Origin of the sequence: uncultured Dubosiella sp. (assembly GCF_964018005.1) — a bacterium.
GTDB lineage: Bacteria > Bacillota_I > Bacilli_A > Erysipelotrichales > Erysipelotrichaceae > Dubosiella > Dubosiella muris.
In genome coordinates this window covers 19013-43960 of the sequence record NZ_CAXHOA010000001.1, presented here as the reverse complement: position 1 = coordinate 43960, position 24948 = coordinate 19013, and the positions used below count along the sequence as shown (strand labels likewise).

The following is a 24948-nucleotide window of genomic DNA, read 5'->3' as shown; positions in this document are numbered from 1 at the left end:
AATTAACATAGAAAGATCCGTTTTGGATCAAAGGTTTTGCAGTTTGTGCTTGATGGTTCGCAAACCGTTGTACAGCTTGTATTGGGACGGCTTGGCGACATACGTAAAATCGCCGACGAGCTCGGCCACGATGGCGTTGAAGCTGCGCTTGAATGTAAAGACGCCGTAGTCCTCGGCGCTCTCGTCGAAATCGCCGCTGATGCCGTAAAAATTATAGCGGTCGCATCCGTGTTCGATGGCCATTTGGATCATATGCCATTGGATCATGAACGAGCCGGCGAAGCGGTTCAAGTCTTTGTTGGATCCCGAAAACAAGTACAGCACCTCGAATGGTGTCACCATAAACGAGGCGGCCGCCAAGTACAACACCGTGCCATACGCGTCTTTGTATTGTTTGATTTCGGCCAGCTTTTTGTCGCATCCTTGAATGGCGTACTCGGCTTCTTTTTTGCGGTTGATCTTCTTTTGGGAATCGGGTGTCTTTTCCAAATCGCGCTCGGCTTTTTCGAGCGTCTTGACTTGCCGGGCGCGGTCTTTTTCGACATTGGCCCGATAAGAGTCCAAGTCGATATACGCCAGACACGCTTTGAAATCGTCCTGGAAATGGTCGGCGTACGCCTGGTATTTCGAGAGCTCCGGCGCTTCGAAATGCCGGATCTCCCCGGCCAAATCGACGAGTTCTTTCAAGATGTACAGCTCGTCGCGGCCCAGCTCCTTGACTTTGACGCCCATGCGCTCCGCGTTGCGAATGCTTTGGCGCGTGTTCGTGTGCATCGCCTTGAACACGTCTTCTTTTGTTTTCCCTTTCAAATCGAGAATCGACATCCAGCGCGGTTCGAAGTTGACGTCGTTGCCAACGCGAAATCCCTCATGGTGAAAGCCGGCCTGTTCGAACACCGCGATCAGATCGTCGCGCTTTTTTCCCTCGAGCACTTCCCCGTTTAAGTCATGCGGCTGGTAGTCCACGTACGGATCGACTTTCATGTACAAGCAATCGTGGGCGTTCAAATACGTTTTGAGTTCGTCTAAAAAAACGCGGACGAGATCCAGGTCGTCGTAGTCGATCAAAAAGCCGCGCAGCGACATGTACAGGCGCAGCTTGCCAAACACCGGCAGCGAGACGAGGACGCACGCGGCCGCCAGACTGCCGTCCTCGTTTTCCAATCCGACAAACGTCTTGTCCCAGCTTGGTGTGTTGTCTTCGCGCAGCTCGGCCATTTCGACGGACTGCCAGAAGTTTTTTTCTTTATATTGATCCCGAAAACCGGTGTATCGTTGTTGTGTGATTTCTCTAAATAGCATGAAATTCCTCCATCCGCCTGATTATAGCACACAGGGAATGTTCATGCACTCGAAGAAGCCATTTCCACCTGTTTTCCCGCCTTCTGTCCAATCGTTGAGCGCTTTCGTGCTGGCGTCGCCGTTTTCATTGAGGGCGATCAGCGATCCATCCTCCAGGGTGAGCACAATGTACGTGTTTTGCTGCCAGTAGATGTACACAAGGCACGGACCAACCCCTTCGATTTCACCTTTTCCGGCCGCGTATTGTTCGGTGCTGATGCCATCCGCACCGGCGCCAAGCGTTTTCATCATCATGGAGCGCGGCTCGCTCTGCCCTTTCGTGAGCGGGCCTTTCAGCGTCGTGCCATCGTAAAGCGACACGGGCGAGGTTACGAGGTCGACTTGGCGGATGGAGTCGAGCGGGATCACGGTATTCAAATTGAATTTAACCGCCTTGCATTCGATTTCCTTGTCAGTTACGCGAATTTGCACCGAGGGCTTCAAGGAGTAAAACAAAATGACAAATACGATCAAACCTAGACCGATGCCGAAAATCGCAATGACAAACTTATAATTTTTTCTCATTCGCTTTCCTTTCCTGAGTGGCTTCTTTTTTATTATTATACATAATTTTCAGCAAACGCAAAAAAGACTTGCCGAAGCAAGTCTTTCCTTTGATTCTTATTTCTTTTCGATGATAGATTCGTTCCAATGCTCGTTTGGTTTCACGTCGAGCAATTCGCAAACGGTTGCCGCGATGTTGGACAATCCCAGGTTGTCATCCTGTTTGCATACGACGTCGGCGCCGTATACGATGAATGGCACTCTGTTGAGCGTGTGGCTCGTCTTGGCTTTGTGCACTTTTTCATCCGCTTTCGGCTTGTCGTACATTTCGTCGGCGTTGCCGTGGTCGGCGGTGATGAGCAGGATGCCGTTTACTTTGTCAACGGCTTTCATCACGCGGCCGAGCGCAAGGTCGACGGCTTCGACACCGATGATCGTCGCTTCCAAATTGCCTGTATGGCCGACCATGTCGCCGTTTGGATAGTTCGTGCGCAGGAACTGGTACTCGCCCGACTCGATGGCCTGAATGAGTTGGTCGGTAATTTCCGCCGATTTCATCCAAGGACGCTGTTCGAATGGAATGACATCCGACTGGATTTCCACGTACGTTTCCAAATTGTCATCGAATTTCTCCGAACGGTTTCCGTTCCAGAAGTACGTCACGTGACCGAATTTCTGCGTTTCGGAAATGGCGTATTCGTTGATGCCTTCCTTGACGAGCTGCTCGGTCAGCGTGTAGCGGATCTTTGGCGGCTCGGTCAAATATTTCTTTGGAATGTTGAGGTCGGCGTCGTATTGGAGCATGCCGGCGAATTTCACATCCGGTTTGTTGCCGCGGTCGAACTTGTCGAATTCTTCCCCTTCGTCGAACGCCTTGCAGATTTCCTGCGCCCGGTCTCCGCGGAAGTTGAACAGAATGACGCTGTCGCCGTCTTCGATCGTTCCAACCGGTTTTCCGTCTTTGGCGATGACGAATCCTGGCAGATCCTGGTCGACAACGCCGCTTTCGTTGCGGTATGTCTCGATAGCTTCAGTCGCCGAAGCGAACTGACGTCCTTTACCGTGCACGTGGATGTTCCATCCTTCCTCGACCATCGGCCAGTTGGCTTCGTAGCGGTCCATCGTGATTTGCATACGGCCGCCGCCGCTGGCGATGCGCGCGTCGAACGAGTCGTCGTTCAAATCGTTCATGAAGTTTTCGATTTCATCCACATACTGTAAAGCGGATGTTTCCGGCACGTCGCGTCCATCGAGCAGCACGTGTACGCGGACTTTTTTCACGCCTTCTTCTTTCGCTTGTTTAATGAGCGCTTCCAAATGTTTGATGTGGGAGTGCACGTTTCCATCCGACAACAAGCCGATGAAATGCATCGTATGATCTTTCGCGCCTTCAACGAGCTCTTTCCATGTCGCCGAGTTGAACAGCTCTTTCGAGTCGATGTTCTCGTTGACGAGTTTGGCGCCCTGCGAGTAAATTTGTCCGCAGCCGATCGCGTTGTGACCTACTTCGGAGTTTCCCATATCGCCATCTGTCGGAAGCCCTACGGCGAGTCCGTGCGCTCTCAATTCCGTATGCGGGCATTCGTTCCACAGTTTGTCCAAATGAGGTTTGTATGCCATCTTTACGGCGTTTCCAAGCTCTTTGTCGCTAATGCCGACACCGTCCATGACAACAAGGACCACAGGTCTTTTTTCCATGTTTATTCCTCCTAATTTAATTCATAAAAAGTTTACCACTTAAAGGAGTTCGATTCAATTAACCATGTGAAAAAATGAACAATACGATAGGAGGATAGAATGTTTTTCATTAACCAATTATAAAGGACCGCCGTCAAGCGGTCGCTTTGTCTTATTCTAAAATTTTGATTTCTTCGATGTCGTCATCGAACAGGTTGTATAAGTTTCCGTCATCCGCATCAATAATCAAACTTTCTTTGTTGCTTTCATCATTATCTTCCGGATAACAGTATTGACAAACAGTACCGGTCATTTCAAGACCTTTTTTTGTTCGAATCCAAAGTTTATTTCTGACAAAGTATTTTTTAAGATCCATGCTTTGATTCTTCTCTCTTGGGATTGCTCAAAAGCGGCATCCTCCACGCTTATGAAACCCATAGCTTCAGTTTATGTTCAACCACTTTTAAATGAAGAACTCCTGTCAAGCGGTCACTTTGTCTTCATCTAGATTTTCAATTTCGTCAATATCATCTTCGCAAAGGTCATAGCAATTTCCATCCGGTGCATCAATCAGCAAGCTTTCCTTGCCGATGTCCTCATTATCTTCCGGATAGCAATACTGCCATAGCGTACCAATGATTACCCGCCCGCTTTTCGTACGAATCCGGATTTTTCCGGGCTTACAATATTGTTTCAAATTCATCCGTCATCCTCCTTTGACCACACTGGCACGAAATGATTCGTCAGTTTCATTATTTCCTGCAAATTGAAAGAAGCCTTATAAAAGAATCCCGATCATTCAGGATGCTCGTCAATGAAAGTCTTCATCATTTTAGCAATTTGTTCCGCCTGACTGACACCAGCACGTTCACACGCCTCTTTGAATTGAACGGTTAATTCTCTTTTCAGCTTATAGCTTTTCGAAATCAATCCGTTCTTTTCCTGATAGCGTTTTGTAGCTCTCGTCTGACTATTTGACATCGTGTTTCCTCCTATCCTTCTCGATTGCCATACCCAGTTTCACAAGGCCGACCGCGCCTCCTCCATACCCAATCGTTTTTAAAATAAAGCGCATTTCAGCTTTCCTTTCTATTTCGTTTCCAGATATTTATAGTGTACCATTGCACACACTTTGATTGGAGATCAAAAAAAGACAGAACCATCATGATCCTGTCTTTGATTGTATTGATTATTCCTGCTCAAGCGCGAGCGTGCGAGTCGTCAGATCGCATACTTCCGCCGGTCCGTAGTACTGGATCGCACCCGGATATACGTAGCATGTTTCTTCCGCCCACTGGTCGCGGTTGGCTTCGAAGAATTTGAATGGTTTGCCATCAAGCTCGACAAGCGCCTTTTTAATAACCGGCTTGTCCTCGCCATGACGACGCTCGATGTTCATCATCTTCGTGATCGGCATACCGCCGGCTACCCATTCGCTGGCTGGATTGGAAAGGTTGGAAATTTTCGACAAATATCCCGTGTATCCATACTGGATGAGCATGAACGCGTTGTAGCCTAACGAGTAGCAGTAGTCCGCGTCAAAGTTCGACGGGAACGCGCAACGTCCTTCGTACCCGAAGAAGTGGTGCAGCGGGTTGAATTTGCCCGTGTACGTGCCAGCCGCTTTTCTTTGCGCCAGTTTGTCCGCTACAAGCGCGGAGAACAGTTTTTCCGATTCGATAAGCGAAACCTGCACGTTTCCGTGTGGGTCGCGCTCGAGGAACAGCTGCTGCTGGATTCCCTGCGGCAAAATGTCGAACACTTCGAACGACTCTTTCGTCAAACCGTTTTTGATGAACTCGTATTTTTCAGCCCATGTCGGCAGCGCGTTGAACGCGTCCGCTTTCGCGCCGGCCAGCAGTTCGTTGATCTCGGCGATCAGCGCGGAGAACTCAGGAACGAATTCCACAACGCCTTCCGGAATGATAGCCACACCAAAGTTCATGCCTTTAGCGGCGCGTTTTTCAACAGAGTCGGCGATGTAGTCGGCAATTTGGGACAGCGACATTTTCTTTGCCGCCACCTCTTCGGAAATGAGGCAGATGTTTGGCTGGGTTTCCAGCGCGCACTCCAAAGCGACGTGGGAAGCGGAACGTCCCATGACCTTGATGAAGTGCCAGTATTTCTTCGCGGAGTTGGCGTCACGCTCGATGTTGCCAATGACTTCGCTGTATGTTTTCGTCGCGGTATCGAAACCGAACGAGATCTCGATATCCTCGTTTTTCAAGTCGCCGTCAATCGTTTTCGGGCAGCCGATGACTTGAACACCCGTGTTGTTGGCAGCAAAATACTCGGCCAATACGGCAGCATTCGTATTGGAGTCGTCACCGCCAATAATCACGATTGCGGTAATTCCGTGTTTTTTGCAGACGTCGGCCGCGATCGCGAACTGTTCCTGCGTTTCCAGTTTCGTTCTTCCCGAACCGATAATATCAAAACCGCCCGTGTTGCGGTACTCGTCGATGTATTTGTCGTCGAATACGAGGTAGTCGTCGTCGATCAACCCGCTTGGCCCGTTTTTAAAGCCAAACAGCTCGTTGTCCGGGTTCGTCGCTTTCAACGCGTCGTACAAACCGCAGATGACGTTATGGCCGCCCGGGGCCTGCCCACCGGAAAGAATGACACCCACCACTTGTTTTTTTGGTGCTGACGTGTTCTCTCCTCTCTCAAATGTGATTTCTTTTTTCCCATAGGTATTCGGGAACAGCGCTTTAATGGCTTCCTGATCCGCAACGCTTTGCGTTTCCTCTCCTTCTTTGACGCAGATTTCCGAAATTCCGTTTCGCAGCATGCCTGGCAGCTTTGGCGAATATTCGTATCTGGCCTTTTGTAACGGTGAAATTTTCATATTACCTCTCCTTTTTTCAGTTTAAATTATAGAATAGGCGTTCCGAAAAGTAAATGGAATGTGTGGGCATTTCCCGATTTGAAAGAGCTTATTTTTTTCGAAAAACAGCCATTCACAAAAAAAACGCCAGAACGTGTCCGGCGTTTTCCTTACGCTTCGTTTTCGTGGCTGGCGAACCGGGAAAGAAACTGTTTCGTCCGTTCCTGCTGCGGATCGTTAAAGATCTGCTCCGGCGTGCCCTGCTCGGCGATGACGCCCCGGTCCATGAAAATGACCCGGTCGCTTACCTCTTTGGCAAACTGCATCTCGTGCGTGACGATGACCATCGTCAGCCCTTGCTTGGCCAGCTGCTGCATGACTTCCAGCACGTCCCCGACCATTTCCGGGTCAAGCGCGCTGGTCGGCTCGTCGAAAAGCAGCACTTCCGGATCCATGCAAAGCGCGCGCGCGATGGCGACACGCTGCTTTTGCCCGCCCGAAAGACGGGTGGAATCCGAATTGGCGAACGCCTCCATGCCCACTTGTTTCAGACGCTCCATCGCGATTTTCTTCGCCTCGTCTTTGGAGCGTTTGAGCACTTTCGTCTGCCCGATCATGCAGTTCTCGATAACGTTCAAGTTGTTGAATAAATTAAACGACTGGAAAACCATGAGCACCTTCGAGCGGTAGTCGCCTTTATCCATGCTCGAATCCAAAATGTTTTGTTTTTTGTATTTGATTTCGCCGCCATCCGGGATCTCGAGCAAGTTGATGCAGCGCAGCAGCGTGCTCTTTCCCGAACCCGAAGAACCGATGATTGTCACGACTTCGCCTTTTTCGACATTGAAGTCCACATCGTGGAGCACCTGCAAGTCGCCAAAATGCTTTTGAAGATGCTCGATATCAATGATATGTTCCATAGGCTTCCTCCTTTACGCGCAATGATCCTTGATCGTCACGGTGTTCGTCTTGTTGATGCGCCGCTCCGCCGCGTTCAGCAGCCACGTCGCCAGCGTCGTCAAGATCAAATACAAAATGGCGGTCACGAAATAAATTTCAATATAGCGGTACTGCGTCCCGGCTACGCTCGTGGCCTGGAAATACAATTCCGTCACGGCGATCGCGTTGAGCATACAGGAGTCCTTGATGTTGACAATTAGCTGGTTGCCAATCGACGGGAACGTGTTTTTGATCGCCTGCGGCAAAACGATGTGCATCATCGTCTGGAAGTTGCTCATGCCAAGCGACTTGGCCGCCTCGACCTGGCCGCGGTCGATCGACTGGATTCCCGAACGGACGATTTCCGCCATGTACGCGCCCGTGTTAATCGAAATGATGATCATGCCCGCGGTAATCGGCTCCCAATGGAAAACCGGCCGGAGCAAATAGTAAATAAACAAAGCCTGCACCATCATCGGCGTTCCGCGGAACACCCAGATGTAAAAACTGGCGATCGCCTGGAAAAATTTGATAATTCCCTTTTTGACCGGATTGTCGAGCGGATCGTCCGGAAGACCCCGGATGGCGCCGACGATCAATCCAATCACCAAGCCGCCCAGCGTGCCGACGATGGCAAACGAAATCGTGACCTTGATTCCGTACCAGAACATCGGCCAGTTGGCCTGGAGCATTCGCCAGCAATACGCAAAATCAAGCGACATTCCTATTCACCCGCCGGCGCCGTTTCAACGGCGGTCGCCATGTACGTGTTGCGCTGGTCTTGCGAGATCTTGTCCAGCGCGCTTTGCACGGACTTGAACAATTCGCTGTCCCGGGAATCGTTTTTCATTCCAATCGAAACCGTCGTGTCGACGTCGAATCCTTTGCCGTCCTCGAATTTCACGATCGCCAAATCCGGGTTGGACGCCACGATGCCTTCCGCTACCGGCATTTCGGCCGTGATCGCGTCCGCGTCGTTGTGCTGAAGCGCCACGACAAGCTCCGGATACGTCGCTCTAGGCGTCACGTGCTCCACGCCTTCGATCTGGTCGATCACGTCGTCGTAGTTCGTGTTTTTTTGGCCAATGACTTTTTTACCGGAAAAGTCCTGAATCGACGTGAAGCCTTCTTCCTCGCCGCCTTTGCGCACGATCATGACCATGCCTTCGCTCTCGTAATATGGCGTCGTGAAGTCCAGACCTTCCTCGCGCTCCTCGTTGGCTGTCATACCCGCGATGATCGCGTCGATTTCTCCGGAAGCGACTGCCGGCTGCAAGCCGTCCCAAGCCACTTTTTTCACGACAAGCTCCTTGCCTATCTCGTCGGCGATTTCTTTGGCCATCATGATATCGTATCCGTCGCAATAGCCCATGCCGCCGCCAAGGTCTACGCTTGTTTCTGTTTGTTCCGATGTCTGCCAGTTGAATGGCGCGTAGCCGCATTCCATTCCAACGGTGAATGTGTTGTCGTCCTGCGCGGCCTCGCTGGACCCGCATCCCGTCAATGCCATCAGCATCGCAGCGCCGACGCATACCAATGATTTTTTCATAAGTTATTTCTCCTCCCGTCCAGATAAAGAAAAAAGCTATATGTTATCGAACATATAGCACGTACTTCTACGCTTTTCGATAACGCCTCTTCGAGTGAAGGAGTGCATCAAGTATTCCCTGATACCCCAAGAGCCGGATTGCCGCCCGCCTCTTTCGGCGATGGTTGCCTTTCCACGGTTTCTTCGCATGCCTGCTCCGCCGTCTACTGATCTGCACCGCTACCTTTATCTTTATCCAATCTTTTTAATAAGGTCATTATAGGGGGGCGGGCGAAGGATGTCAACGGCTTCCACCCCGATTTCTTTCGTTTATGGCCAAAGGAGATGAAAGAGCCGAATCAAAAGCGCGTTTTCGTCGAACACCATCGGAATTTGCGGAAACACGACGACCATCCGAACGATGTAGTACAACAGCATCGCCGCCGCCCAGCCCGCCCAAAGCCAAGTCAAAACGTTCTTTTGTCTCGCCAGCGCGATCGAGACGACCGCGACCAGCAGCGTGGGAATGACCATCGCGTGGTAAAACAACGACGCTTTCACGTTCCCTCGTGCCAAAAACACCAAAGCGGTCGTGAAATTGCATCCAGGACACGGAATACCGGTCACGGTTTGAATCGGACAATGATACCCGAATACAAAAAGCAGGCACAACGCCAGCAGCGCCATACCTGTTCTTTTCAAAAACTTATTCGCCATACCGAACGAACGTGTTGATCGAGTTTTGCAAAATGGCCATCGAAACGATTTCCGCGAAAATCGCCAAAATCGCCAGCAACGTGGAGTCGTCGCCCAGACGAACTTTGGAATCCAAGTTGTACATCGCCTTGCCCGCCTGATAAAAGAAATAAATCTCGTACAGTCCGCATGTCACGATCGACAGCAAAACGACCAAAATCGGATCCGTCATTTGCGGCTTTCCTTGCGCGGCGCTCAGCTCGTTGACGTCCTTCGCCAGCAAATACAGCCAGACAAGTCCGTAAATTCCGCACGTCACGATCGTCAAGATCACATCCAGCGCGATGCTGCGCTCCTGAACCGGGGAGGCGTAAAATGTCCGCTGGGCTTGCGGATTCGCGTTGCCGCTCATTGGATCGCGCGCTTCCGTTTCCGCCTTCAAATAACGAGCCAGTTCGGAATGCTTCAAAAGAACCCAGTCCTCCATGCCGTTTTTCCAAACGTACGTCGTGCCTTTGATCACGCCCTGGTCGATGAAGGCCTTCATTTCCATTTCCGTAAACGGCCCCGTCGACGCGTTGTTGGCCACGTAGTACCATTGCGCCTCCTGCGGTTTCGCTTCTTCCTCCTTCGGCTCTTCCAGCGTCGTTTCCTCCACTTCCACAACGACCGGCTCCTCTTGCGTTTCGGTTTCGGCCGGTCCGCTTATCACATCTTCGTCGTTCGAGCTTTCTTCCATTATTTCTTCCGTCAGCGCCGCTCCGCAATTCGAGCAGAACTTCGCATCCTCGCTATTTTCATAGCTGCATTGTTTACAAATCATTATTTTCCCTCCAGATCATGCGGTTTATGTTGTTAATTATAACCGTTCCAAGACAATGATGCAAATTATTCCTCTTTGTCCTCGTCCTGGTCCTTGCGGGTAAAGAACTTCACAACGAGCAGCAGGACGGCCGCCAGCGCCACGAAGCCAATCGTGATATAAAAGCCTTCGTTCGTTTTGGCCGACGTGTTCGTGCCTTGCAGCTTGGACGGCTTCTGGTTTGGCTGAAGCGAGTTTGGAATGATCTTTTTATAGTAAACGTTAATGATCGTGTCCTCTTTCAACCCGTCCCCTTTGGTTTCCCGGTCGGTTTTCACGTATTCATAGCCGTTGATCTCGATTTTGTCGAACTTCGAAACATCCCATTTCGCGTCTTCCTTCAAGCCGACGACCTGGTTGGAAGGATGGATCGACTCATCGTTTTCAATGTTTAAATAGTTGACCCGGACATAATACCGGCTGATTGGCTGCACCGAAACGACGATTTCGATCGGTTTGGCCAATGTCCCGCTAACTTCGCCTTGCACGGCGACGATTTTAAAATCTTTTGGCACGTTGGCTTCAATCAAATCCTGAAAATTGTAGTTCTCGCCTTCAGGCTGGCCATAAACGACGTATTCGTGCAAATCCTCGTCAGTTTGCGAGTCGATATAGCGCACCGTGACGTCGAACTTTTTGACTTCCGCCGGCTTTTGCTGGACATCCCCCGCGTCGTCTTTTTCATCCACGGCCGGTTGCTTTTCGTCAGCCCCGGCAGTTTCGTCGCTGGTTTCTTCTTTTTTCGGCTCGCTCATGTCCGTCAGCGTTTCCGCCTCGTCTTTGACAAGCTTTGTTCCCTCAAAGACAGAATCGTCCTCTTTTTCAATCGTGCTTCCCTGGCTGACATAGGAGCCAAGCGTGACGTCTTTGACGTTCTTTAACACAAGCGTCGTGTTGTTCATGAAAAAGTCCACGTCGATAAAACCGTCGATTTGACCCGTGTTGCCGTTGAGCAGCATCGTCGAGTCGTCGATGGTCATCGGCGAAAAAATCGAAAGGCCGATTCCCGCGTTTTCAAGGCTGGACACATTGGATTTCTTTTTCAACGTCCACGTTCCGCCCGCGATGCCGTTTTGATTGTTTTGAACGAGCACCTTGGAGTTTTGCAGTTCGACCGGCGTCGCGTTGAGCTGCATCGCGTCCGCCTTGTTGTCCTTGATCGTCAATTTGGAATTGTTGACAAAGGACAAGGCGCCGCTGTCCTGGCTGTTGGCGTACACGCACGGCTGGTCGGCTTCCATGCCGGTCATGTCGATGGTCGTGTTGTCAAACTGCACTTTGGCTTCCGTCACATTGAAAGCGGGCTGCTTGAGATGGTCCTGAATGTCGAAATGGCAATCCAGAAACGTCGCCTCCCCCATGTAGGCGGAAAGGTAGCGCCCCTCGTAGTGACTGGCGGAAAAGGTGCACTTTTTAAATACGATGTTCTCCCCTTGCAAAAACAAGTTGGAGTCGGTTATCGAATCCATCGTCTGGCTTCCTTGCGTTTTGAAATCGCAGTGGTCGAAAACGACATTGTCCCCGACAAACAGCTTAAAATACTCTTTCAGGTTTCTTGTCTTGTCATCGCCGTCGGATAGTGTTTTTCCGGACAATTCAAACGTACAGTCGGAAATCGTGACAATGGAGTCGTCTGTGCTTTCAAAGCGCAGCGCCTTGCCTTCCTCGAGCTTGAACGTCTTGTTCGCCGTGTTTTTGGAAATCGTCTCGATTTGCATTTCGGGCGTCTGCCCGCTTTCTTCAACCGGTTCTTTTTCCTTGTCGTCCTGATTATTTGTTTCGGCTTCCTTGGCCGGCGCCGGCTTTTCCTCCCTGGCCAGAAGCGGGACCGGACCTTCGGACAGCATCGCGGCCGCGATCATAAATGGTATGAGTTTTTTTTGCATAAACATGCCCCCTTTATTATTGGTTTCATTATAGCATCTCCGTCCGCTTTTCGTTTTCCCACGCCCGCAAAACCACTGGACAAACAAGAAAAACAGCACAGATTGCGTGCTGTTTCGAATCTTTGGTTTATTTTTTCTTCACGACGACATCCTCTTGCGTTTTAAAGATCGAATGGGCCGGGATTTGTCCGCGAACCCGGGAAAGAGGATAAATGTTCGTGTCCCGTCCAATGACGGTTCCCGGATTGAGGACGCTGTTGCATCCCACCTCCACATGGTCGCCCAGCATCGCGCCAAACTTTTTCAAGCCGGTCTCGATCGTTTCGCATCCGTTTTTCACAACGACAAGCGTCTTGTCGGATTTGACGTTGGACGTGATCGACCCGGCGCCCATATGGGAGAAGTAGCCAAGAATGCTGTCGCCGACATAATTGTAATGCGGCGTCTGCACGTGGTCGAACAAGATCACGTTTTTCAGCTCGACCGAGTTGCCCACGACGCAATGCGCACCCACCAGCGCGCTGCCGCGCACAAACGCCCCGTGCCGCACTTCCGTGTCGGGTCCGATGATGCAAGGCGCGCCTAAATAGGCGGTCGGCGCGATGACGGCGCTTGGATGCACCCACACGTGCGGCGCGATTTCCTCGTAATCGCTCAGCGAAGGACCCAAAGTCAAAATCAGCTCCTTGATTCCTTTCAGCGCTTCCCACGGGTAAGTAAACTGCTCTAAATACGCTTTGGCCAGCGTATGGTTCAAATCATATAAATCCTGAATCGTGTACATAGTGCTTAATCTCCTTCCTCCAACGCCATCAGCGAACGGACAAACATTCCGTTGGCTTCGTCAAACTCCGTTTCCGCTTCCTTGCAGACCAGGATTTGCGAAGTATGCATCGTTTTCATCTTTTCCAGATCCTGCAGCAAATGGCTTTTCTTTTCCTCCAGTTCGAGGATCTTGCCGTCGACGTCGTGAATTTCGTGCTCGATTTTCTCCGACTCGCGCACGTAGTGCTTTTTCGTGTTCGTCTCCTGCTTGAGAATCGTCTCGGCGCTCTTCATCAAATCCATTTTGCGGGCCACATTGACCGTGCGCGTCAACGCCTCGCGGGCAGCCATGATGCGTCCGGCATCCATCAAGCCGGCCATCGTCACGTCGTCACGGGAGCCGCGTTCGGAAATTTGCGGCAGCAAGTGGCTCAAATACGTTTCCAGATCGGCGCCTTCCAGTTCGCAAAGCTCCAGGCACAATTCGGCGTAAAACGCCGACAAGTGGATCGTGTCGTAAAACGAGCGTTCCACGCCGTCGCTTGCCAGAAACAACGCCATCGGATCGTTTTCGCGCCGGTCGATAAACACGTAGCGCATCCGTTTGGCCGCGTCCTTGTCGCAAAGCGACGTCGTTAAATTGCGAATGCACAAATCGTCTTCCGGCATCGGGTCATCCAGCGAGCCGTCCTCGTTGAAGACGGCGCAAGTTCCGTCCCCCTGCTGGACGATCAAAATATACTCGGGCGTCATCAAGGCGGCCAGCAGCGTCGAGCCGTAAATGTTTGTCAAATACATGCCTTTTTGGTAAATCGAGGAAAGCGTCTGCGCGCGCTCGTATTCGTCGTCCTGGATCGGATACGCCTTGATGTCCGCGTAGACATACTGGTTCCAGTGGTCGACGATATCCTGAATCAAAGAACGAACGAGCTCGTCGCGTTCCTTTTCTTGTTCCAAATACGAATAAAGATCATATCGCTTAATCGTCTGGGCGAACAATTCCAGATTTTTCACAGCCACGTCCACCGCCAGCCGCGAGCCGATCTCGCTGCGGAAACATTCCCGGGCTCCATGACCGTCCGCGACCGCCACGATTTGATAGTCGTCGTGCTCCAGCGTCAAGACCGAGTCCTCGTTGGACAATCCGTCTTGGACATGCTTGCTTCCGGTGGCGCTGTTTGAAAAAAGAGTGTGCTTACTCACTATGTTCATCCTTTCTAACATTTATTTTCATCATTTTCAGAAAAAACATTTCATTTCATCCATTATACCTACAGTTTTTCGTTTTTGCACCACAAACCGCACTTTCCGCGTGAAAAACCGCGTTTATTTTTTTGTTAGACTCCGCTTATTTATAATGTTGCGCCGAAATTTTTAATCCGATACACTGAATTCGGAAGCGCTTCCTGACAAGGAGAACACAAATGAATCACATAAACTTTTACGACGACCCGTTTCAGGCCGGCTGCCGGTGGGGCCGATCGCTGCGCCGGCAAGGCGTCTGTCTCGCCCGGCCTTACGCCGCGCTTTTGACAGAGGAAAGAAAAGCGTTTGCCAGGCTTTGCCTGCCCCATTACGAACGGTACGCGCCCGCGTTGCTCAAAGAAATGAAAGGCATCGCCCAAGGCAACCAAATCGACTTTTTCGATTTATTCACGTTTGTGAGCACGATGTATTGCTTCACCTTCCAGCCACGATGCACGTGTATCGCCTGGCGAAAGCAAAACCGGGCCTGGCTCGGGCGCAACAGCGACTTTTTTTCCTCGCTGTCGCCATGGTATGCCCACTGCGCGATCCGCTATCCCCACTCGCTTGCTTTTCAAGGCAACACGACGGCTTTTGTCGAAATGGAAGACGGCATGAACGAGGCCGGTCTGGCGGTCGGCCTGACCATGGTGTACCCGACCATCGTCGCTCCCGGCTTGAACGCGGGCGTTCTCGTCCGCTGCCTTTTAGAGCGATGCGCCACTATAGAGGAAGCCCTTCGTTTTTTAACTACGGTTCCGATTGCCAGCCAGCAAACGATCATGATGGCTGACCAGACAGGTCGAATCGTGCTCGTTGAAGCGAACCGCCAGCGCGTCCAACGGGTTGAATCGACCGGTTTTCTCGTCGCGACCAACGCGTTTTGCCATCCGGACATGCAAAAATTCAACGCCCCGTTTCCAGTGGATGACTGGCAAGCCGGCTTGCGCCGTCAAACCGCGACAAAAGCCATGGAAGCCGGAAAACCCGTCGAGGAAATTCTCGCCGGCCGCCATGGTTTTATGAACCCGCGCGACGTGGACAAGGACACCGACACGGTGTGGTCCGTCGTGTACGATTGCGCCACCCGAACGACGCGGCGCTGCGAAGGTAGTCCGGCCCGACAGCCGTTTTTCACGGACAAGTCCCTTCCCCGCTAAATTTTAATCGACCCGCTCTGCCGGGTCGTTTTTTCGCCTTGGCCGGCTTAAAACGATCGTTTCCTTGAAAGTCGTCTTGGATTCTTCGATGGTTAAGGCGCCCCCTTGCGTTTCAATCATTTGGCGAACGCTTGCCAGTCCGATTCCGTGGTGTTCAGCCTGCCCGCTTTTTCGTTTTCGATTCACGGTGACCCAGCGTAATTCTTTTTCGATCGTGAAATGGATTTGGATGGGATGGCGCGGATCCGCGTATTTTTCCAAATTGGAAAACACATTGTCCGCGATGCGTTCGAACAACGTCCAGTCCAACGTCCACGATCCAACGCTCGTTTTCATTTCGCTTGTGATAATAAAGCCCTTGCTTTGCAGTCTTTCTATTCTTTCCTTAAGCGCCTGGACGATGTCGGACGCCAAAACCGGCTTTCGTCGCACCGATACGCTCTTGTCTTGAACGAGCGCGGTTTCAAACATGCGATCCGACAACACGCGGATGTGGTCGACTTTTTGGTTGGCCAGCGCGATGTAGCGCGCTCGCGCCGACTCGTCTTGAAAACGATCCAGCTCCAAAATTTCCAAATAGCCTTTCAAAACGGTGAGCGGCGTGCGCAAATCGTGAGACAAGCCCGTAATGAGCGCCTGATTGGCGGCCCGCGCGTCTTGTTCCACTTTTGTTTTTTCCAAATACGACTGACGCATCGACTCCAAGTCGTTTCCAAGCTGATTCAGCTCGTCGCCGTCTTTTTTCTCGATTGCGTATTTCCAGTCCCCCAGCGCAAACGCCTGAACGCGGAATTGCAACGCGCCAATCCGCCCAATTTGCGCGTCCATGTACTCTTTTAGCCAAAACAAGACGAGCAGTCCCGCATAGCCAAACGCGAAAGCCGTATACACCGGGACGAGCCAGTAAAAAGGATACGCCGACAAAACGAGCAAATTCTCTCCTTTCTTTGTGGACAAATAGTGAGAGGCGTACAGTGGCTCAAGGGCGTCCACACCGGCCAGCGCCTGCGAGTCGGGCCGGACCACTTCTCCCAAAAACACGCCGTCCCGCTCATATAAAAACGCTTGTGACGTGGATGGCAAATGAAGCCGGATGGCTTTTTTGATGTCCTTTTCCTTTGAAAGAAACTGTATGTCCTTTTCGATTTGATCGAGCCGCGTTCGCAAGTCTTTCCGCAAGTCGACAGCATACGACACCGCCCGGGCCAAAACCGTGCGCTGTGAAAACAAAAGCCCGAAAACGAGCGCGAACGAGACGATCGCGCCGCCAAACACACCGAGCAGCTGCCTTGGCATCGCCTTCCATGAAGCGAAAAACAGTGTTCTTTTGAACGGTTCCACCGGGATTTTCGCGCTCCACCGCCACACCAGGATCCCCGCTCCAGCCGCCGCCACAAGACAAAACGTTTCATAGCCGCGAAAAAACGAATACAACACGGGATACAGCTCGACAAGAAACCCATCCCCCTCGATTCGCGTCGCGTAGGCATTCTTGTAGCCTGAGTCCGGCATCCCATGAAACGTCATGATCGAACCCGTCTCGTACCCCGGCCCGTCGTCCACGACAAGCTGACTGAAAAAAGAATCGCCCCATTTTGCGTTGATCGCAAGACCGATCTTTTCCACCGGATCCTTGTTGGCGAGCCCTTCCGTCACGATCGTTTGAATCGACTCGATTTGGCTTTTTGAACACGCGACGCCGATCCAGCCCTGATCCACGGCCAATTCGAGCGCGAACGGATACAGCCAAAACAGCCCGATGGCGCAAAGCCAGAACACGAGTCCCGCCACATACAGTCGCAACGCTTTACTCTTCACAATAGTAGCCTCTTCCCCACAACGTCTTAACGAGTTGCGGATTTTTTGGATCGTCCTCGATTTTCCGGCGCAAATTGCGCATATGCACCATCACCGTGTTTTGCACGCCATAGTACGCCTCCTCGTGCCACACCCCTTCGTAAATTTGCGAAAGGGCCAGCACCTGGTTTTTGTGGCGGACGAGAAACACGAGAATCTCGTACTCCAGATCCGTCAGCTCGATTCTCTCCGCTCCTTTGTGGACCGAACGCCGCTTTTCGTCGATGACCAAATCGTGATAGTGGATCAGTTCGTTTTTTGGAACGCTTGCGTACTCGTGGGCGCGTCGCAGCAGCGCCATGACGCGCATGCGCAGCTCGGCATAGGAAAACGGCTTGACTAAATAGTCGTCCCCTCCGCTCGAAAACCCCATCACCTTGTCGTTTTCCTGTCCTCTGGCCGTCAAAAACAACACGGGCGCTTGCGATTGCTCGCGGATTTTCCGGCAAAGCTGGTAGCCGTCCATTTTCGGCATTCTCACATCAAGAATGAATAAATCGACCGCTTCGCCAAGGTGCCCGAGCGCCTCCTGCGCCGAATGGCACGGAACAATCGAATAGCCTTCTCCTTCCATCAAAACCTGGATCACGTGGACGATTTCCGGCTCGTCGTCCACAACCATGATCGTATACGCCATATCCCGCCCCCCTTTCTCTTCCTATACCTTATCAAAAAACCACGCCTCGTTTTCTTAATTTCTCTTAAGAATTTTTTTTGATTTCTTTTTTTTCCCTTTCGGTCTTTCTTTTTCTTGTTTTGGTACGATACCGTCAGGAAAGAAAGGTGATTTTGATGACGCGAAACCGAACCATCGCCTGCGTTCTTTGTTTGTTTTTAAGCCCCGTCGTCTTGTTTTTGGCGGCCCCGCCCGCCGTGTTTGGCAACGCTGTCGACTGGTACAGCCAGCACGTCGTTTTAGGAGAAACGATTCGGGACACAATGCGCGCCAGCCGTTCGCTGTTTTGCGACTTTATCCCCCAGCTGTATGGCGGGGTGAACTTTTACGCCATCAGCTACTATGGCTATTTGCGACCTGACGTCCTGTTCGCGGCGCTCTTTTCTTCGCTCGAGTTCGCCTATATCCTCATCGCCTACGCCGTCTTTTTAATGGGCCTCGCCGCGGTAGCTTGCTTTTTCTTTTTAAAAGCCAACAAGTTCTCCTGGTGGATCTGCTTCGCGCTTTCGCTTGGTCTGCCGTGCACGACGCTGTTTTTTCAGTCGCACAGGCAAATCATGTTCGTGAATTTCATCCCGTTTCTTTTTTTCCTGCTTATCGGGGTCGATCGACTGCTCCAAACCGGAAAGAAGCGCCTTGTGATCGGAAGCGGGACGCTCCTCTTGTTCCACAGCTTTTATTTCGCGCCAGCCTGCTATTGGGTCGCCCTCGTGTACTACGCGATCAAAGGCGGATCGTTTCGCGCCAGCAAACCATTGTGGCTCAGCTTTTTGATCATCGTCCTTCTTGGCGCGCCGTTATGGTTGCCAACCGGCTTGTATTTGCTGGAAAACAAGCGTCCGGGCGCCGCCATAGACTGGCCTGCCTTGTTTGTGCCCGACTGGAAGCTAAGCGGCTTGTTGTACAACCGCTATGGCTGCGGTCAGCCGTTGCTCGCCTGGTTCGCCCTCGTGTATGCCTTGTTCGTGCCAAAAACGAGGCCCTTAGCGATTTGCCTGCTGACGGTTTTCCTGTTTCCCGTCTTCTGGTACGTGTTCAGCGGCTTTTTATACGCGCGCACAAAGGCGCTGCTGCCGCTGATGCCGTTTGTGATTGGATTGGAAGCGTTCTTTTTACAAAGCGTGTCCCATCGCGTTGGCGTTCGAAACCCATGGATCCTTGCCGGCTTTTTCCTGCCGGTCTTGACGATTCAAAACGGCGTTCTCTGGTGGGATATTCTCGCTTTAGGCGTCGCCCTTTGCCTGTTCGCGCGCAAAACCCGGTTCGTTTTCGCACTGCTGGCCGGTCCTCTGCTCGTGTGGAACGCGCAAAATCCGCCCGATTCGTACTTGAAAAAAATGCCAAGTTTGCCGGACTGGATTGGAAAAGTCCAAAACGAATCCATCGCCCTGGTCGATCAAAGCCAGCTGGTCAACGCGACGTTTGGTTTGCGCGCGAATCGTTCGAGCGGCTACGCCTCCATCTATCCAAAGCGCTACAACGAATACATCTTCGACTTGCTCAAAGTCAACATCCCCATCAACAACCGGACGGCGATTTTGGATTCGACCAATCCGTTTTACTTGTTTTCCCGCGGTATCCAATGGGTACAGGCCGACACGTGTCCGCCCGGCTTCGAGACGGTCGCGCCTTCCCTTTACCGCGCCACGTCGGTTTTGCCACGCTTTTATTTGACGCGCGCGTGGATGGACGAAAAGACATGGGAAACGCTCCCGTTTCCGGACACCTTGCAGGCGATGATCGAACAGCCATGCGTGTCGAACGCGCCGGGTCGCGCGGCTGCGTTTCAAAGCCGCTGGAAAACCGAGTCGTTTCCAAGCCTTGATTGCCTCGTGCGCGCTGAAAAAACGGAAACGATGGACATCGCGCTGGATCCAAACCGTATCACCGTGCTGCAATTCGATATCGAAAACCACGACAAGGAAAAGCCGGTAGTCGTGGACGTCAACGGCATGCGCAACAAGCTGTCGCCTGCCTCGTCCGTCTACTACAACCACAATACGCGCTTTACCTTCATGCTGGCTGGCGGACAGACAAACGGGCGGCCAACGATCCAATTTTCGGCGGGAAACTACGCGATCAAAAACACAACGTGGCGTTCGATCGACGCCTCGATGTTTCAAAAGCGGCTCGGCGAGATCGAGCCCGTCCAGGCGAAGGAAGGTCAAAACCGATGGTCGCTGACAATCGACGCGAAGGAAGACGCGATTCTCGTCACTCCGTTTTCCGATCAGACCGGCTTTTCGATTCGGATGGATGGAACGCCGATCGAACCGGTTCGCGTCAACAAGACGTTTGTCGGCTGTCCCGTTTTGAAAGGAAGCCATCAAATCGACATCGTGTACGAGGCGCCAGGAAAAAAAGCGGGAATCGCGATGGCTGGATTTGGTATTTTTCTTGCGGTTTGCTCACAAAGGAGGTGGAAACAATGAAAGAAGGCTTTGCCTACACAGGGGTCGGGATCTTGACGACGCTTGTCAACGCGCTGGTGTTTTGGGTCGCGTTGAAAATAGCCGATCCGCTAATTGCCAACTTGCTGGCGTGGATCGTGGCGGTCGTGTTCGCGTATGGAGTCAACGCGAAGCTTGTTTTTGGTCGGAAAGTGACGCGATCCGGTTTTCGATCGTTTTGTTTGTTGCGGCTCGCCTCGCTCGGGCTTGAAAACGTCTTGTTCGCTCTTGGACTTTGGCTCAACGGAAAGCCGCTGCCGCTGAAAGCCGCGATCGCCGTCGTGACGGTCGTCGCCAACTATGTTGGATGCAGGAAAACCGTTTTTCGAAAGGAGGACTCTCATGCAATCTCTCACGATCATCGTCCCCTGCCTCAATGAGGAGGGGTGTATTGTTCCCTTTTACGAGGAAGTGACAAAAACGTTGGCCCAGAAAGACGTGGCGTACCGGATGCTGTTTGTGGACGATGGAAGCCAGGATGGAACGCTTCGTGAAATCAAGCGGCTTTGCGGCCATGACAACCGCGTCGGCTATGTGTCGTTTTCGAGAAATTTTGGCAAGGAGGCGGCGATGAAAGCCGGACTGGAGCGCGTCGACACCGATTTGGCCGTGTTCATGGATGCCGACTTGCAGCATCCGCCGCGCTTGCTGCCCCGCATGCTGGAAGTCCTCCACGAGGAAAATGTCCATCTGGTTGGCGCGCAAAGAAAAGGACGGAACGATCAGTCGAAAAGCCGGCAGCGGCTTTCCAATTTGTATACCCGTCTTAGCCGGCGCCTGCTTCATGACCTTGATCCGGCGGGCGCCACCGATTACCGTGTCATGGACCGGCTCGTTATCCAGGCGCTGCAACGCTGTCCGGAAGCCGATCGCTACACGAAAGGGTTGTGGATGTACGCGGGATTTCCAACAAAATGGATCCCGTATGAAAATATCGAACGAAAAGCGGGCACGACAAAATGGAATCTCAGCCACCTGTTTGGCTACGCTTTGTCGGCGCATCTTTCCACGACCGCCTTTTGGTCGTGCGCGCTTACCGGCTGCGGCCTCCTCTTTACCCTGCTGACTGTAGCCGCTATCCTGTGGCTCGTGCTCGACTTCTCAAAAACGGCGCTCGTGCTCGTTGTCCTCTGCGTACTGGCCGATCTTCAATACGCACTTATGGCGCTGATGGCGATTTTGCTGTGTAAGACAAATATGGAGGTAAAACACCGGCCTTTGTATGTCGTTCAGGAGGCGTCGTCCGCAAAAAACGCGGCTTTTAAGTAAAGGCTGCGTTTTTTCGCATAGTGCAGGGCGGTTTTATAATCTGCCTTGCTTTCATAGTATTCGATCAAAATCCAGTCGTGTTTGTTTACGCGTCGTGGAAACGCGGCTCTCTTTAGTCGACTCCTTCTTGCCTCCTCGCTTCTGTGATCTTAAAATAAAGGAAAAGAGAAAGGAAAGACGCGTATGATCAAAGCCGCGATTTGCTGCAAAGGAGGCTTCTCCTCCAGCACGATGGCCGAACGCATCCGCAAAGGAATCAAGCACTATGGTCTTGAATCCGAATTGTCCATCGACTTCTGCCCGTTTCTGCTTGCCTCCAAAAAGATCGAGGCGTACGATATTTTCATTTTGTGTCCTCATCTTTCACGCGATGTGAAGCGGTTCAACGAGCGATATTGCCACGACCGCAAACCGCTCTACGTCCTGCCCATTCGCATGTATGGTCCGGTCGATGTGCAGGAGTTGTATTGGGACCTTATCGACTTGCTGGCCTTGTTCGCGAAACACCCGGTCAATCCGGTTCATTTTCCTGGCGAGGAAAACGCGTTGAAAATCAGGCGAATCACTGCTTACCGCCACCAAAACCGGTAAAGCCGCTTCCTGCCGGTCCTTCGGGACCGTTTTTTTTGCAGCCCGTTAAAAAAAGCACCGCCTGCCGACAGTGCTTTCGTTCTTTCGATAGATATTATTGTTTTTCCTGAATACTTGTGATTTTCCAGTCGCCGTCTTCTTTGGTCAAGCCGAACACCAGATTCGTTTCGGCTTCCGGCAGCTGTGCGACCATTTCCTTCATCTTGTCAAACACGACCTTCGACAAGTCCTTATACATTTTTGCTTCCAATTCCTCTTCCGTATGGTTTTCCGCATAGGACTGCAATTCTTCGGTGTGATCGTTGATGTAGTTTGTCACTTCGTTTAACGTCAAATCCTGGATCTCGTTCAAATCGAATTCATCCGTGTCTTTTCCGTTCAGTGTGATATTCGCCGTCGCCTTGTCGCCATCGACCTGAATGCCGTCCACCTTATATTCCATGAACGTTTTCGACACGAAATCCTGCACGAACGAACGGGCTTCCCGGTCGAAATCCTCGCCAAGTCCCATGCTTTCCAGCTGGCTGTCCAGCTCGGAATACACCGCCGCGAATTCGAGATCCGAACCCGCGTCCTTGCTTAAAAACGCGTCCGCGCTTTCGTAGTCGCCGCTCTTGCAGTTGCCAAGATACGAATCAATGACGACTTTGATCGCTTCCTGCTCTTGCTCGCTGTTGGAGCAAGCGCTCAATCCGACAACCATCATCATCGCAAACAAACATTTCAAAAACCTCTTCATACTTCTCTCTCCTCGGCCTTCGCCTTTTCACTACTTATATTTTAGGCAAATTCCCAGGCAAGTGCAATCCATCGTTTATTTTATTTTTTCGTATTCTTCTTCCAAAACGAAGCGGAAATTAAATTCTTCCTCGTTTTGCATTCCGATAAAATAAATTCGTTCAATATCGTTGTGATCGAACAAATACAAACGCTTTGAATCAATCATTCCTTCCGGCCACAGCACCGACGAGTAGTCGAACACTTTTTTCGACGGCTCGTGGCGCTGGAACCGGCCAACAATCATGATTTTCTTGTCGCCGTTTTTTAACGTGACAATCGAACCGAGCGGCAGCAATTCCGGCATGGTTTTCCTCCTTTCTGTTGATTTCCTTAATATTTGACATGGACTTTTAAGCCTAGACCGGCAATGAATCCAAGTTTGGCGCCCATTTCCCATTCCCGGTTTTTATGCGAGTAGGAAATGTCGCCGCCGGCGCTCAACAGCGATCCGGACCCCTTTACCGAAACGCTCGCGCCAAACAAATGAAACGCCAGAACCGCCTCCCCTTCCAAGGCGGCCACATGACCCTGGGCCTGAAACGTCTGCTCGTCTGCCGACATCACGACCTGGGCGCTCGCGCTGGCCGCGCCCACTTTTCCGCTGGCGTCCAACGTCGCGTTGATCATATCCGTTCCCACTCTTGTGTGGCTTGCCACATCCAGCAGGCTGCCATCGAGCTGGGCCGAGAGCGCGAGCTTTGGATCAAACTGCTTTTTCTCGTTCCAAAGCTGAAGCGTGCACTCCCCGCTCGCTTGCGCGTTGCCGACTTGCATCGACGTCTTTTGCTCAAAGTATTTCGTCGAATACACCGAGCCGACGCTCAAATAATGTAGCGACGCGCTCGCGTTCGCGCGCATCGGATCCGGTTTTTTTAGCAGCTGCGAAACCGGACGCAAATCCACGCCGTAAGAAAAACGAGGCTGTCCAACCGACGAACTCGATGTCGTGATGGGAAGCGACGATTCCGTCGCGGCCGCCTGGCGGGCCATCGTTAAAAAGTACTGGCGCAGCGATTCGATTTTCGCCAAAATCGTCTGATGGCGGCTGGCGAGCGTGAAATCCGCGAACACGATTTGCGTCCGCAGGCGATGGACGCGCCCGGCATACGCCTCACAGGCGTTTGTGTCGATAACCAAGCCGATCCATCTCCATGATCTGCGTGTTGATCAGCCCCTGCAACGAAGCCAGCGCCTTGGACACGTACCGCGTTTCCGCCGCGGATAAAAAAGAAGGGATGTCCTGCTGCAAGGCGGCGATTTGCGTCGTCGCCCGCTCATAGACAAGATAGCCTCTATGCATGGAACGAGTTCTCCATGAGCGCCTCGTTTTCCTCGTAGGCGACAGCCGTTTGTGACAAGTAGTTCGCGTGGTTTTCAATCGTCTGCAAATACGACTCGAACATCGGGTGCAGCGTCTGGAACTCGTCCATCAGCCGGGAGGCGGCTGGCGAAGTCCAAATGGATTGCACCTCGTTCATCTTCGATTGGATTTGGCTAAATACGCCATGAATCTCGCTTTGCATGCTTTTTAACTGCGTGGAATGCTGCATCAAGTCGGCAGCGGAAATATTTAATCTCGACATTGTCACTCCTCCTATAAATTTCTAGCCTGCGCCAGGCGGTTTTGCTGGAGCTGCTCGTACGCTTGCGAGCACGTCTTCAAGACGTTGGCGTACGACTCGATGACATATACCATGCGCATGAGCTGCGGCCACAAAATCTCGACTTGCTGAATGAACGCGTCGTTGTCGCTTCCTTGCCACACGTCGCTTGTCGACAGCATCAGCCGGTTGATCCGCTCGATCAGCTGCTCGTATTCGCCCGCCTGGGCGTGCAGGGCGTTCCCTGATTGGTAAAGTTGTTCATAATTGACTGTAATTTTCATTTTTTTCCTC

At 51.9% G+C, this 24948-nt stretch carries 28 protein-coding genes and 1 riboswitch; of the genes, 5 read left to right on the top strand and 23 right to left on the bottom strand.

Going from position 1 to position 24948, the window contains the following annotated elements:
- Positions 1-27: 27 nt before the first annotated feature.
- The 15 genes from ABNS49_RS00215 to ABNS49_RS00145 all read right to left on the bottom strand — a co-directional run bounded on the left by ABNS49_RS00215 (position 28) and on the right by ABNS49_RS00145 (position 14228).
- A complete protein-coding gene (locus tag ABNS49_RS00215; protein WP_135980043.1) occupies positions 28-1302 on the bottom strand; it encodes a peptidoglycan bridge formation glycyltransferase FemA/FemB family protein in 1275 nt (424 codons plus the stop codon).
- A 21-nt stretch (positions 1303-1323) separates the two neighbouring features.
- Positions 1324-1866 (bottom strand): hypothetical protein, encoded by a 543-nt coding sequence (locus ABNS49_RS00210; RefSeq protein ID WP_135980042.1) that lies wholly within the window; start codon positions 1864-1866, stop codon positions 1324-1326.
- Positions 1867-1962: 96 nt separating this feature from the next.
- Entirely contained in the window at positions 1963-3543 is a 1581-nt protein-coding gene (gene gpmI, locus ABNS49_RS00205; protein ID WP_135980041.1) for a 2,3-bisphosphoglycerate-independent phosphoglycerate mutase, read from the bottom strand.
- Between the two features lie 151 nt (positions 3544-3694).
- Entirely contained in the window at positions 3695-3898 is a 204-nt protein-coding gene (locus ABNS49_RS00200; protein ID WP_135980040.1) for a hypothetical protein, read from the bottom strand.
- Between the two features lie 105 nt (positions 3899-4003).
- Positions 4004-4225: a hypothetical protein gene (locus tag ABNS49_RS00195; RefSeq protein WP_135980039.1), complete on the bottom strand. Its 222-nt coding sequence runs from the start codon at positions 4223-4225 to the stop codon at positions 4004-4006.
- Between the two features lie 92 nt (positions 4226-4317).
- Positions 4318-4503 (bottom strand): hypothetical protein, encoded by a 186-nt coding sequence (locus tag ABNS49_RS00190; protein ID WP_135980038.1) that lies wholly within the window; start codon positions 4501-4503, stop codon positions 4318-4320.
- A 208-nt stretch (positions 4504-4711) separates the two neighbouring features.
- Positions 4712-6370 (bottom strand): diphosphate--fructose-6-phosphate 1-phosphotransferase, encoded by a 1659-nt coding sequence (locus ABNS49_RS00185; RefSeq protein ID WP_135980037.1) that lies wholly within the window; start codon positions 6368-6370, stop codon positions 4712-4714.
- A gap of 149 nt (positions 6371-6519) precedes the next feature.
- A complete protein-coding gene (locus ABNS49_RS00180; protein WP_135980036.1) occupies positions 6520-7269 on the bottom strand; it encodes an amino acid ABC transporter ATP-binding protein in 750 nt (249 codons plus the stop codon).
- A 12-nt stretch (positions 7270-7281) separates the two neighbouring features.
- On the bottom strand, positions 7282-8010 hold the full coding sequence (locus ABNS49_RS00175; RefSeq protein ID WP_135980035.1) for an amino acid ABC transporter permease: 729 nt from the start codon (positions 8008-8010) through the stop codon (positions 7282-7284).
- A 2-nt stretch (positions 8011-8012) separates the two neighbouring features.
- Positions 8013-8837: a transporter substrate-binding domain-containing protein gene (locus ABNS49_RS00170; protein WP_135980034.1), complete on the bottom strand. Its 825-nt coding sequence runs from the start codon at positions 8835-8837 to the stop codon at positions 8013-8015.
- Positions 8838-8909: 72 nt separating this feature from the next.
- Positions 8910-9073: riboswitch (Lysine riboswitch) on the bottom strand.
- Positions 9074-9146: 73 nt separating this feature from the next.
- Positions 9147-9518, bottom strand: a complete 372-nt coding sequence (locus ABNS49_RS00165; RefSeq protein WP_168353564.1) for a DUF2752 domain-containing protein — start codon at positions 9516-9518, stop codon at positions 9147-9149.
- A gap of 4 nt (positions 9519-9522) precedes the next feature.
- Positions 9523-10335 carry a DUF4234 domain-containing protein gene (locus tag ABNS49_RS00160; protein ID WP_135980032.1) on the bottom strand — a complete coding sequence of 271 codons (813 nt, stop codon included), beginning with the start codon at positions 10333-10335 and terminating at the stop codon, positions 9523-9525.
- A 65-nt stretch (positions 10336-10400) separates the two neighbouring features.
- Positions 10401-12260, bottom strand: coding sequence for a MucBP domain-containing protein (locus tag ABNS49_RS00155; RefSeq protein WP_168353563.1), 1860 nt, complete (start codon positions 12258-12260; stop codon positions 10401-10403).
- A gap of 127 nt (positions 12261-12387) precedes the next feature.
- The gene (locus tag ABNS49_RS00150) at positions 12388-13044 is read right to left on the bottom strand and encodes a UDP-N-acetylglucosamine pyrophosphorylase (RefSeq protein WP_288343523.1); all 657 of its coding nucleotides are present in this window, start codon (positions 13042-13044) and stop codon (positions 12388-12390) included.
- Between the two features lie 5 nt (positions 13045-13049).
- Positions 13050-14228, bottom strand: coding sequence for a PP2C family serine/threonine-protein phosphatase (locus tag ABNS49_RS00145; RefSeq protein WP_168353562.1), 1179 nt, complete (start codon positions 14226-14228; stop codon positions 13050-13052).
- 221 nt (positions 14229-14449) lie between these two features.
- Here ABNS49_RS00145 and ABNS49_RS00140 point away from each other — a divergent pair, with 221 nt between their 5' ends.
- On the top strand, positions 14450-15430 hold the full coding sequence (locus ABNS49_RS00140) for a C45 family peptidase (RefSeq protein WP_135980028.1): 981 nt from the start codon (positions 14450-14452) through the stop codon (positions 15428-15430).
- Between the two features lie 3 nt (positions 15431-15433).
- Here ABNS49_RS00140 and ABNS49_RS00135 read toward each other — a convergent pair whose 3' ends face one another.
- Positions 15434-17248, bottom strand: a complete 1815-nt coding sequence (locus tag ABNS49_RS00135) for a HAMP domain-containing sensor histidine kinase (protein ID WP_288342673.1) — start codon at positions 17246-17248, stop codon at positions 15434-15436.
- Complete coding sequence (locus ABNS49_RS00130; RefSeq protein WP_288342672.1) at positions 17238-17924, bottom strand: response regulator transcription factor; 687 nt, start codon at positions 17922-17924, stop codon at positions 17238-17240. Before ABNS49_RS00130 ends, ABNS49_RS00135 begins: the two co-directional genes overlap by 11 nt.
- 155 nt (positions 17925-18079) lie before the next feature.
- On the opposite strand from ABNS49_RS00130, the gene ABNS49_RS00125 reads away from it, so the two are divergent.
- The 4 genes from ABNS49_RS00125 (at position 18080) to ABNS49_RS00110 (ending at position 22273) form a co-directional block, all read left to right on the top strand.
- The gene (locus tag ABNS49_RS00125) at positions 18080-20395 is read left to right on the top strand and encodes a YfhO family protein (RefSeq protein ID WP_135980025.1); all 2316 of its coding nucleotides are present in this window, start codon (positions 18080-18082) and stop codon (positions 20393-20395) included.
- Positions 20392-20793, top strand: coding sequence for a GtrA family protein (locus ABNS49_RS00120; RefSeq protein ID WP_135980024.1), 402 nt, complete (start codon positions 20392-20394; stop codon positions 20791-20793). Before ABNS49_RS00125 ends, ABNS49_RS00120 begins: the two co-directional genes overlap by 4 nt.
- Positions 20756-21682, top strand: coding sequence for a glycosyltransferase family 2 protein (locus ABNS49_RS00115; RefSeq protein WP_168353561.1), 927 nt, complete (start codon positions 20756-20758; stop codon positions 21680-21682). Before ABNS49_RS00120 ends, ABNS49_RS00115 begins: the two co-directional genes overlap by 38 nt.
- Before the next feature lie 183 nt (positions 21683-21865).
- Positions 21866-22273 carry a PTS sugar transporter subunit IIB gene (locus ABNS49_RS00110; protein WP_135980022.1) on the top strand — a complete coding sequence of 136 codons (408 nt, stop codon included), beginning with the start codon at positions 21866-21868 and terminating at the stop codon, positions 22271-22273.
- A 94-nt stretch (positions 22274-22367) separates the two neighbouring features.
- Here the strand turns inward: ABNS49_RS00110 and ABNS49_RS00105 are convergent, their stop codons facing one another.
- From ABNS49_RS00105 to ABNS49_RS00080, 6 genes are all read right to left on the bottom strand, one after another.
- Positions 22368-23012, bottom strand: coding sequence for a hypothetical protein (locus ABNS49_RS00105; RefSeq protein WP_135980021.1), 645 nt, complete (start codon positions 23010-23012; stop codon positions 22368-22370).
- Between the two features lie 75 nt (positions 23013-23087).
- On the bottom strand, positions 23088-23357 hold the full coding sequence (locus ABNS49_RS00100) for a DUF4176 domain-containing protein (protein ID WP_135980020.1): 270 nt from the start codon (positions 23355-23357) through the stop codon (positions 23088-23090).
- A gap of 26 nt (positions 23358-23383) precedes the next feature.
- Positions 23384-24190 carry a hypothetical protein gene (locus ABNS49_RS00095; RefSeq protein WP_135980019.1) on the bottom strand — a complete coding sequence of 269 codons (807 nt, stop codon included), beginning with the start codon at positions 24188-24190 and terminating at the stop codon, positions 23384-23386.
- A complete protein-coding gene (locus ABNS49_RS00090) occupies positions 24165-24353 on the bottom strand; it encodes a hypothetical protein (RefSeq protein ID WP_135980018.1) in 189 nt (62 codons plus the stop codon). Before ABNS49_RS00090 ends, ABNS49_RS00095 begins: the two co-directional genes overlap by 26 nt.
- Positions 24346-24636, bottom strand: a complete 291-nt coding sequence (locus ABNS49_RS00085) for a WXG100 family type VII secretion target (protein WP_135980017.1) — start codon at positions 24634-24636, stop codon at positions 24346-24348. The genes ABNS49_RS00090 and ABNS49_RS00085 overlap by 8 nt, the downstream gene beginning before the upstream one ends.
- 11 nt (positions 24637-24647) lie before the next feature.
- On the bottom strand, positions 24648-24938 hold the full coding sequence (locus tag ABNS49_RS00080; RefSeq protein ID WP_168353560.1) for a WXG100 family type VII secretion target: 291 nt from the start codon (positions 24936-24938) through the stop codon (positions 24648-24650).
- Between the last annotated feature and the right edge of the window lie 10 nt (positions 24939-24948).

Coding starts and splice junctions, on each gene's coding strand:
- ABNS49_RS00215 (WP_135980043.1), bottom strand. CDS start 1,302: ATGCTATTTAGAGAAATCACACAACAACGATACACCGGTTTTCGGGAT.
- ABNS49_RS00210 (WP_135980042.1), bottom strand. CDS start 1,866: ATGAGAAAAAATTATAAGTTTGTCATTGCGATTTTCGGCATCGGTCTA.
- gpmI (WP_135980041.1), bottom strand. CDS start 3,543: ATGGAAAAAAGACCTGTGGTCCTTGTTGTCATGGACGGTGTCGGCATT.
- ABNS49_RS00200 (WP_135980040.1), bottom strand. CDS start 3,898: ATGGATCTTAAAAAATACTTTGTCAGAAATAAACTTTGGATTCGAACA.
- ABNS49_RS00195 (WP_135980039.1), bottom strand. CDS start 4,225: ATGAATTTGAAACAATATTGTAAGCCCGGAAAAATCCGGATTCGTACG.
- ABNS49_RS00190 (WP_135980038.1), bottom strand. CDS start 4,503: ATGTCAAATAGTCAGACGAGAGCTACAAAACGCTATCAGGAAAAGAAC.
- ABNS49_RS00185 (WP_135980037.1), bottom strand. CDS start 6,370: ATGAAAATTTCACCGTTACAAAAGGCCAGATACGAATATTCGCCAAAG.
- ABNS49_RS00180 (WP_135980036.1), bottom strand. CDS start 7,269: ATGGAACATATCATTGATATCGAGCATCTTCAAAAGCATTTTGGCGAC.
- ABNS49_RS00175 (WP_135980035.1), bottom strand. CDS start 8,010: ATGTCGCTTGATTTTGCGTATTGCTGGCGAATGCTCCAGGCCAACTGG.
- ABNS49_RS00170 (WP_135980034.1), bottom strand. CDS start 8,837: ATGAAAAAATCATTGGTATGCGTCGGCGCTGCGATGCTGATGGCATTG.
- ABNS49_RS00160 (WP_135980032.1), bottom strand. CDS start 10,335: ATGATTTGTAAACAATGCAGCTATGAAAATAGCGAGGATGCGAAGTTC.
- ABNS49_RS00155 (WP_168353563.1), bottom strand. CDS start 12,260: ATGCAAAAAAAACTCATACCATTTATGATCGCGGCCGCGATGCTGTCC.
- ABNS49_RS00150 (WP_288343523.1), bottom strand. CDS start 13,044: ATGTACACGATTCAGGATTTATATGATTTGAACCATACGCTGGCCAAA.
- ABNS49_RS00140 (WP_135980028.1), top strand. CDS start 14,450: ATGAATCACATAAACTTTTACGACGACCCGTTTCAGGCCGGCTGCCGG.
- ABNS49_RS00130 (WP_288342672.1), bottom strand. CDS start 17,924: ATGGCGTATACGATCATGGTTGTGGACGACGAGCCGGAAATCGTCCAC.
- ABNS49_RS00125 (WP_135980025.1), top strand. CDS start 18,080: ATGACGCGAAACCGAACCATCGCCTGCGTTCTTTGTTTGTTTTTAAGC.
- ABNS49_RS00120 (WP_135980024.1), top strand. CDS start 20,392: ATGAAAGAAGGCTTTGCCTACACAGGGGTCGGGATCTTGACGACGCTT.
- ABNS49_RS00115 (WP_168353561.1), top strand. CDS start 20,756: ATGCAATCTCTCACGATCATCGTCCCCTGCCTCAATGAGGAGGGGTGT.
- ABNS49_RS00110 (WP_135980022.1), top strand. CDS start 21,866: ATGATCAAAGCCGCGATTTGCTGCAAAGGAGGCTTCTCCTCCAGCACG.
- ABNS49_RS00105 (WP_135980021.1), bottom strand. CDS start 23,012: ATGAAGAGGTTTTTGAAATGTTTGTTTGCGATGATGATGGTTGTCGGA.
- ABNS49_RS00100 (WP_135980020.1), bottom strand. CDS start 23,357: ATGCCGGAATTGCTGCCGCTCGGTTCGATTGTCACGTTAAAAAACGGC.
- ABNS49_RS00090 (WP_135980018.1), bottom strand. CDS start 24,353: ATGCATAGAGGCTATCTTGTCTATGAGCGGGCGACGACGCAAATCGCC.
- ABNS49_RS00085 (WP_135980017.1), bottom strand. CDS start 24,636: ATGTCGAGATTAAATATTTCCGCTGCCGACTTGATGCAGCATTCCACG.
- ABNS49_RS00080 (WP_168353560.1), bottom strand. CDS start 24,938: ATGAAAATTACAGTCAATTATGAACAACTTTACCAATCAGGGAACGCC.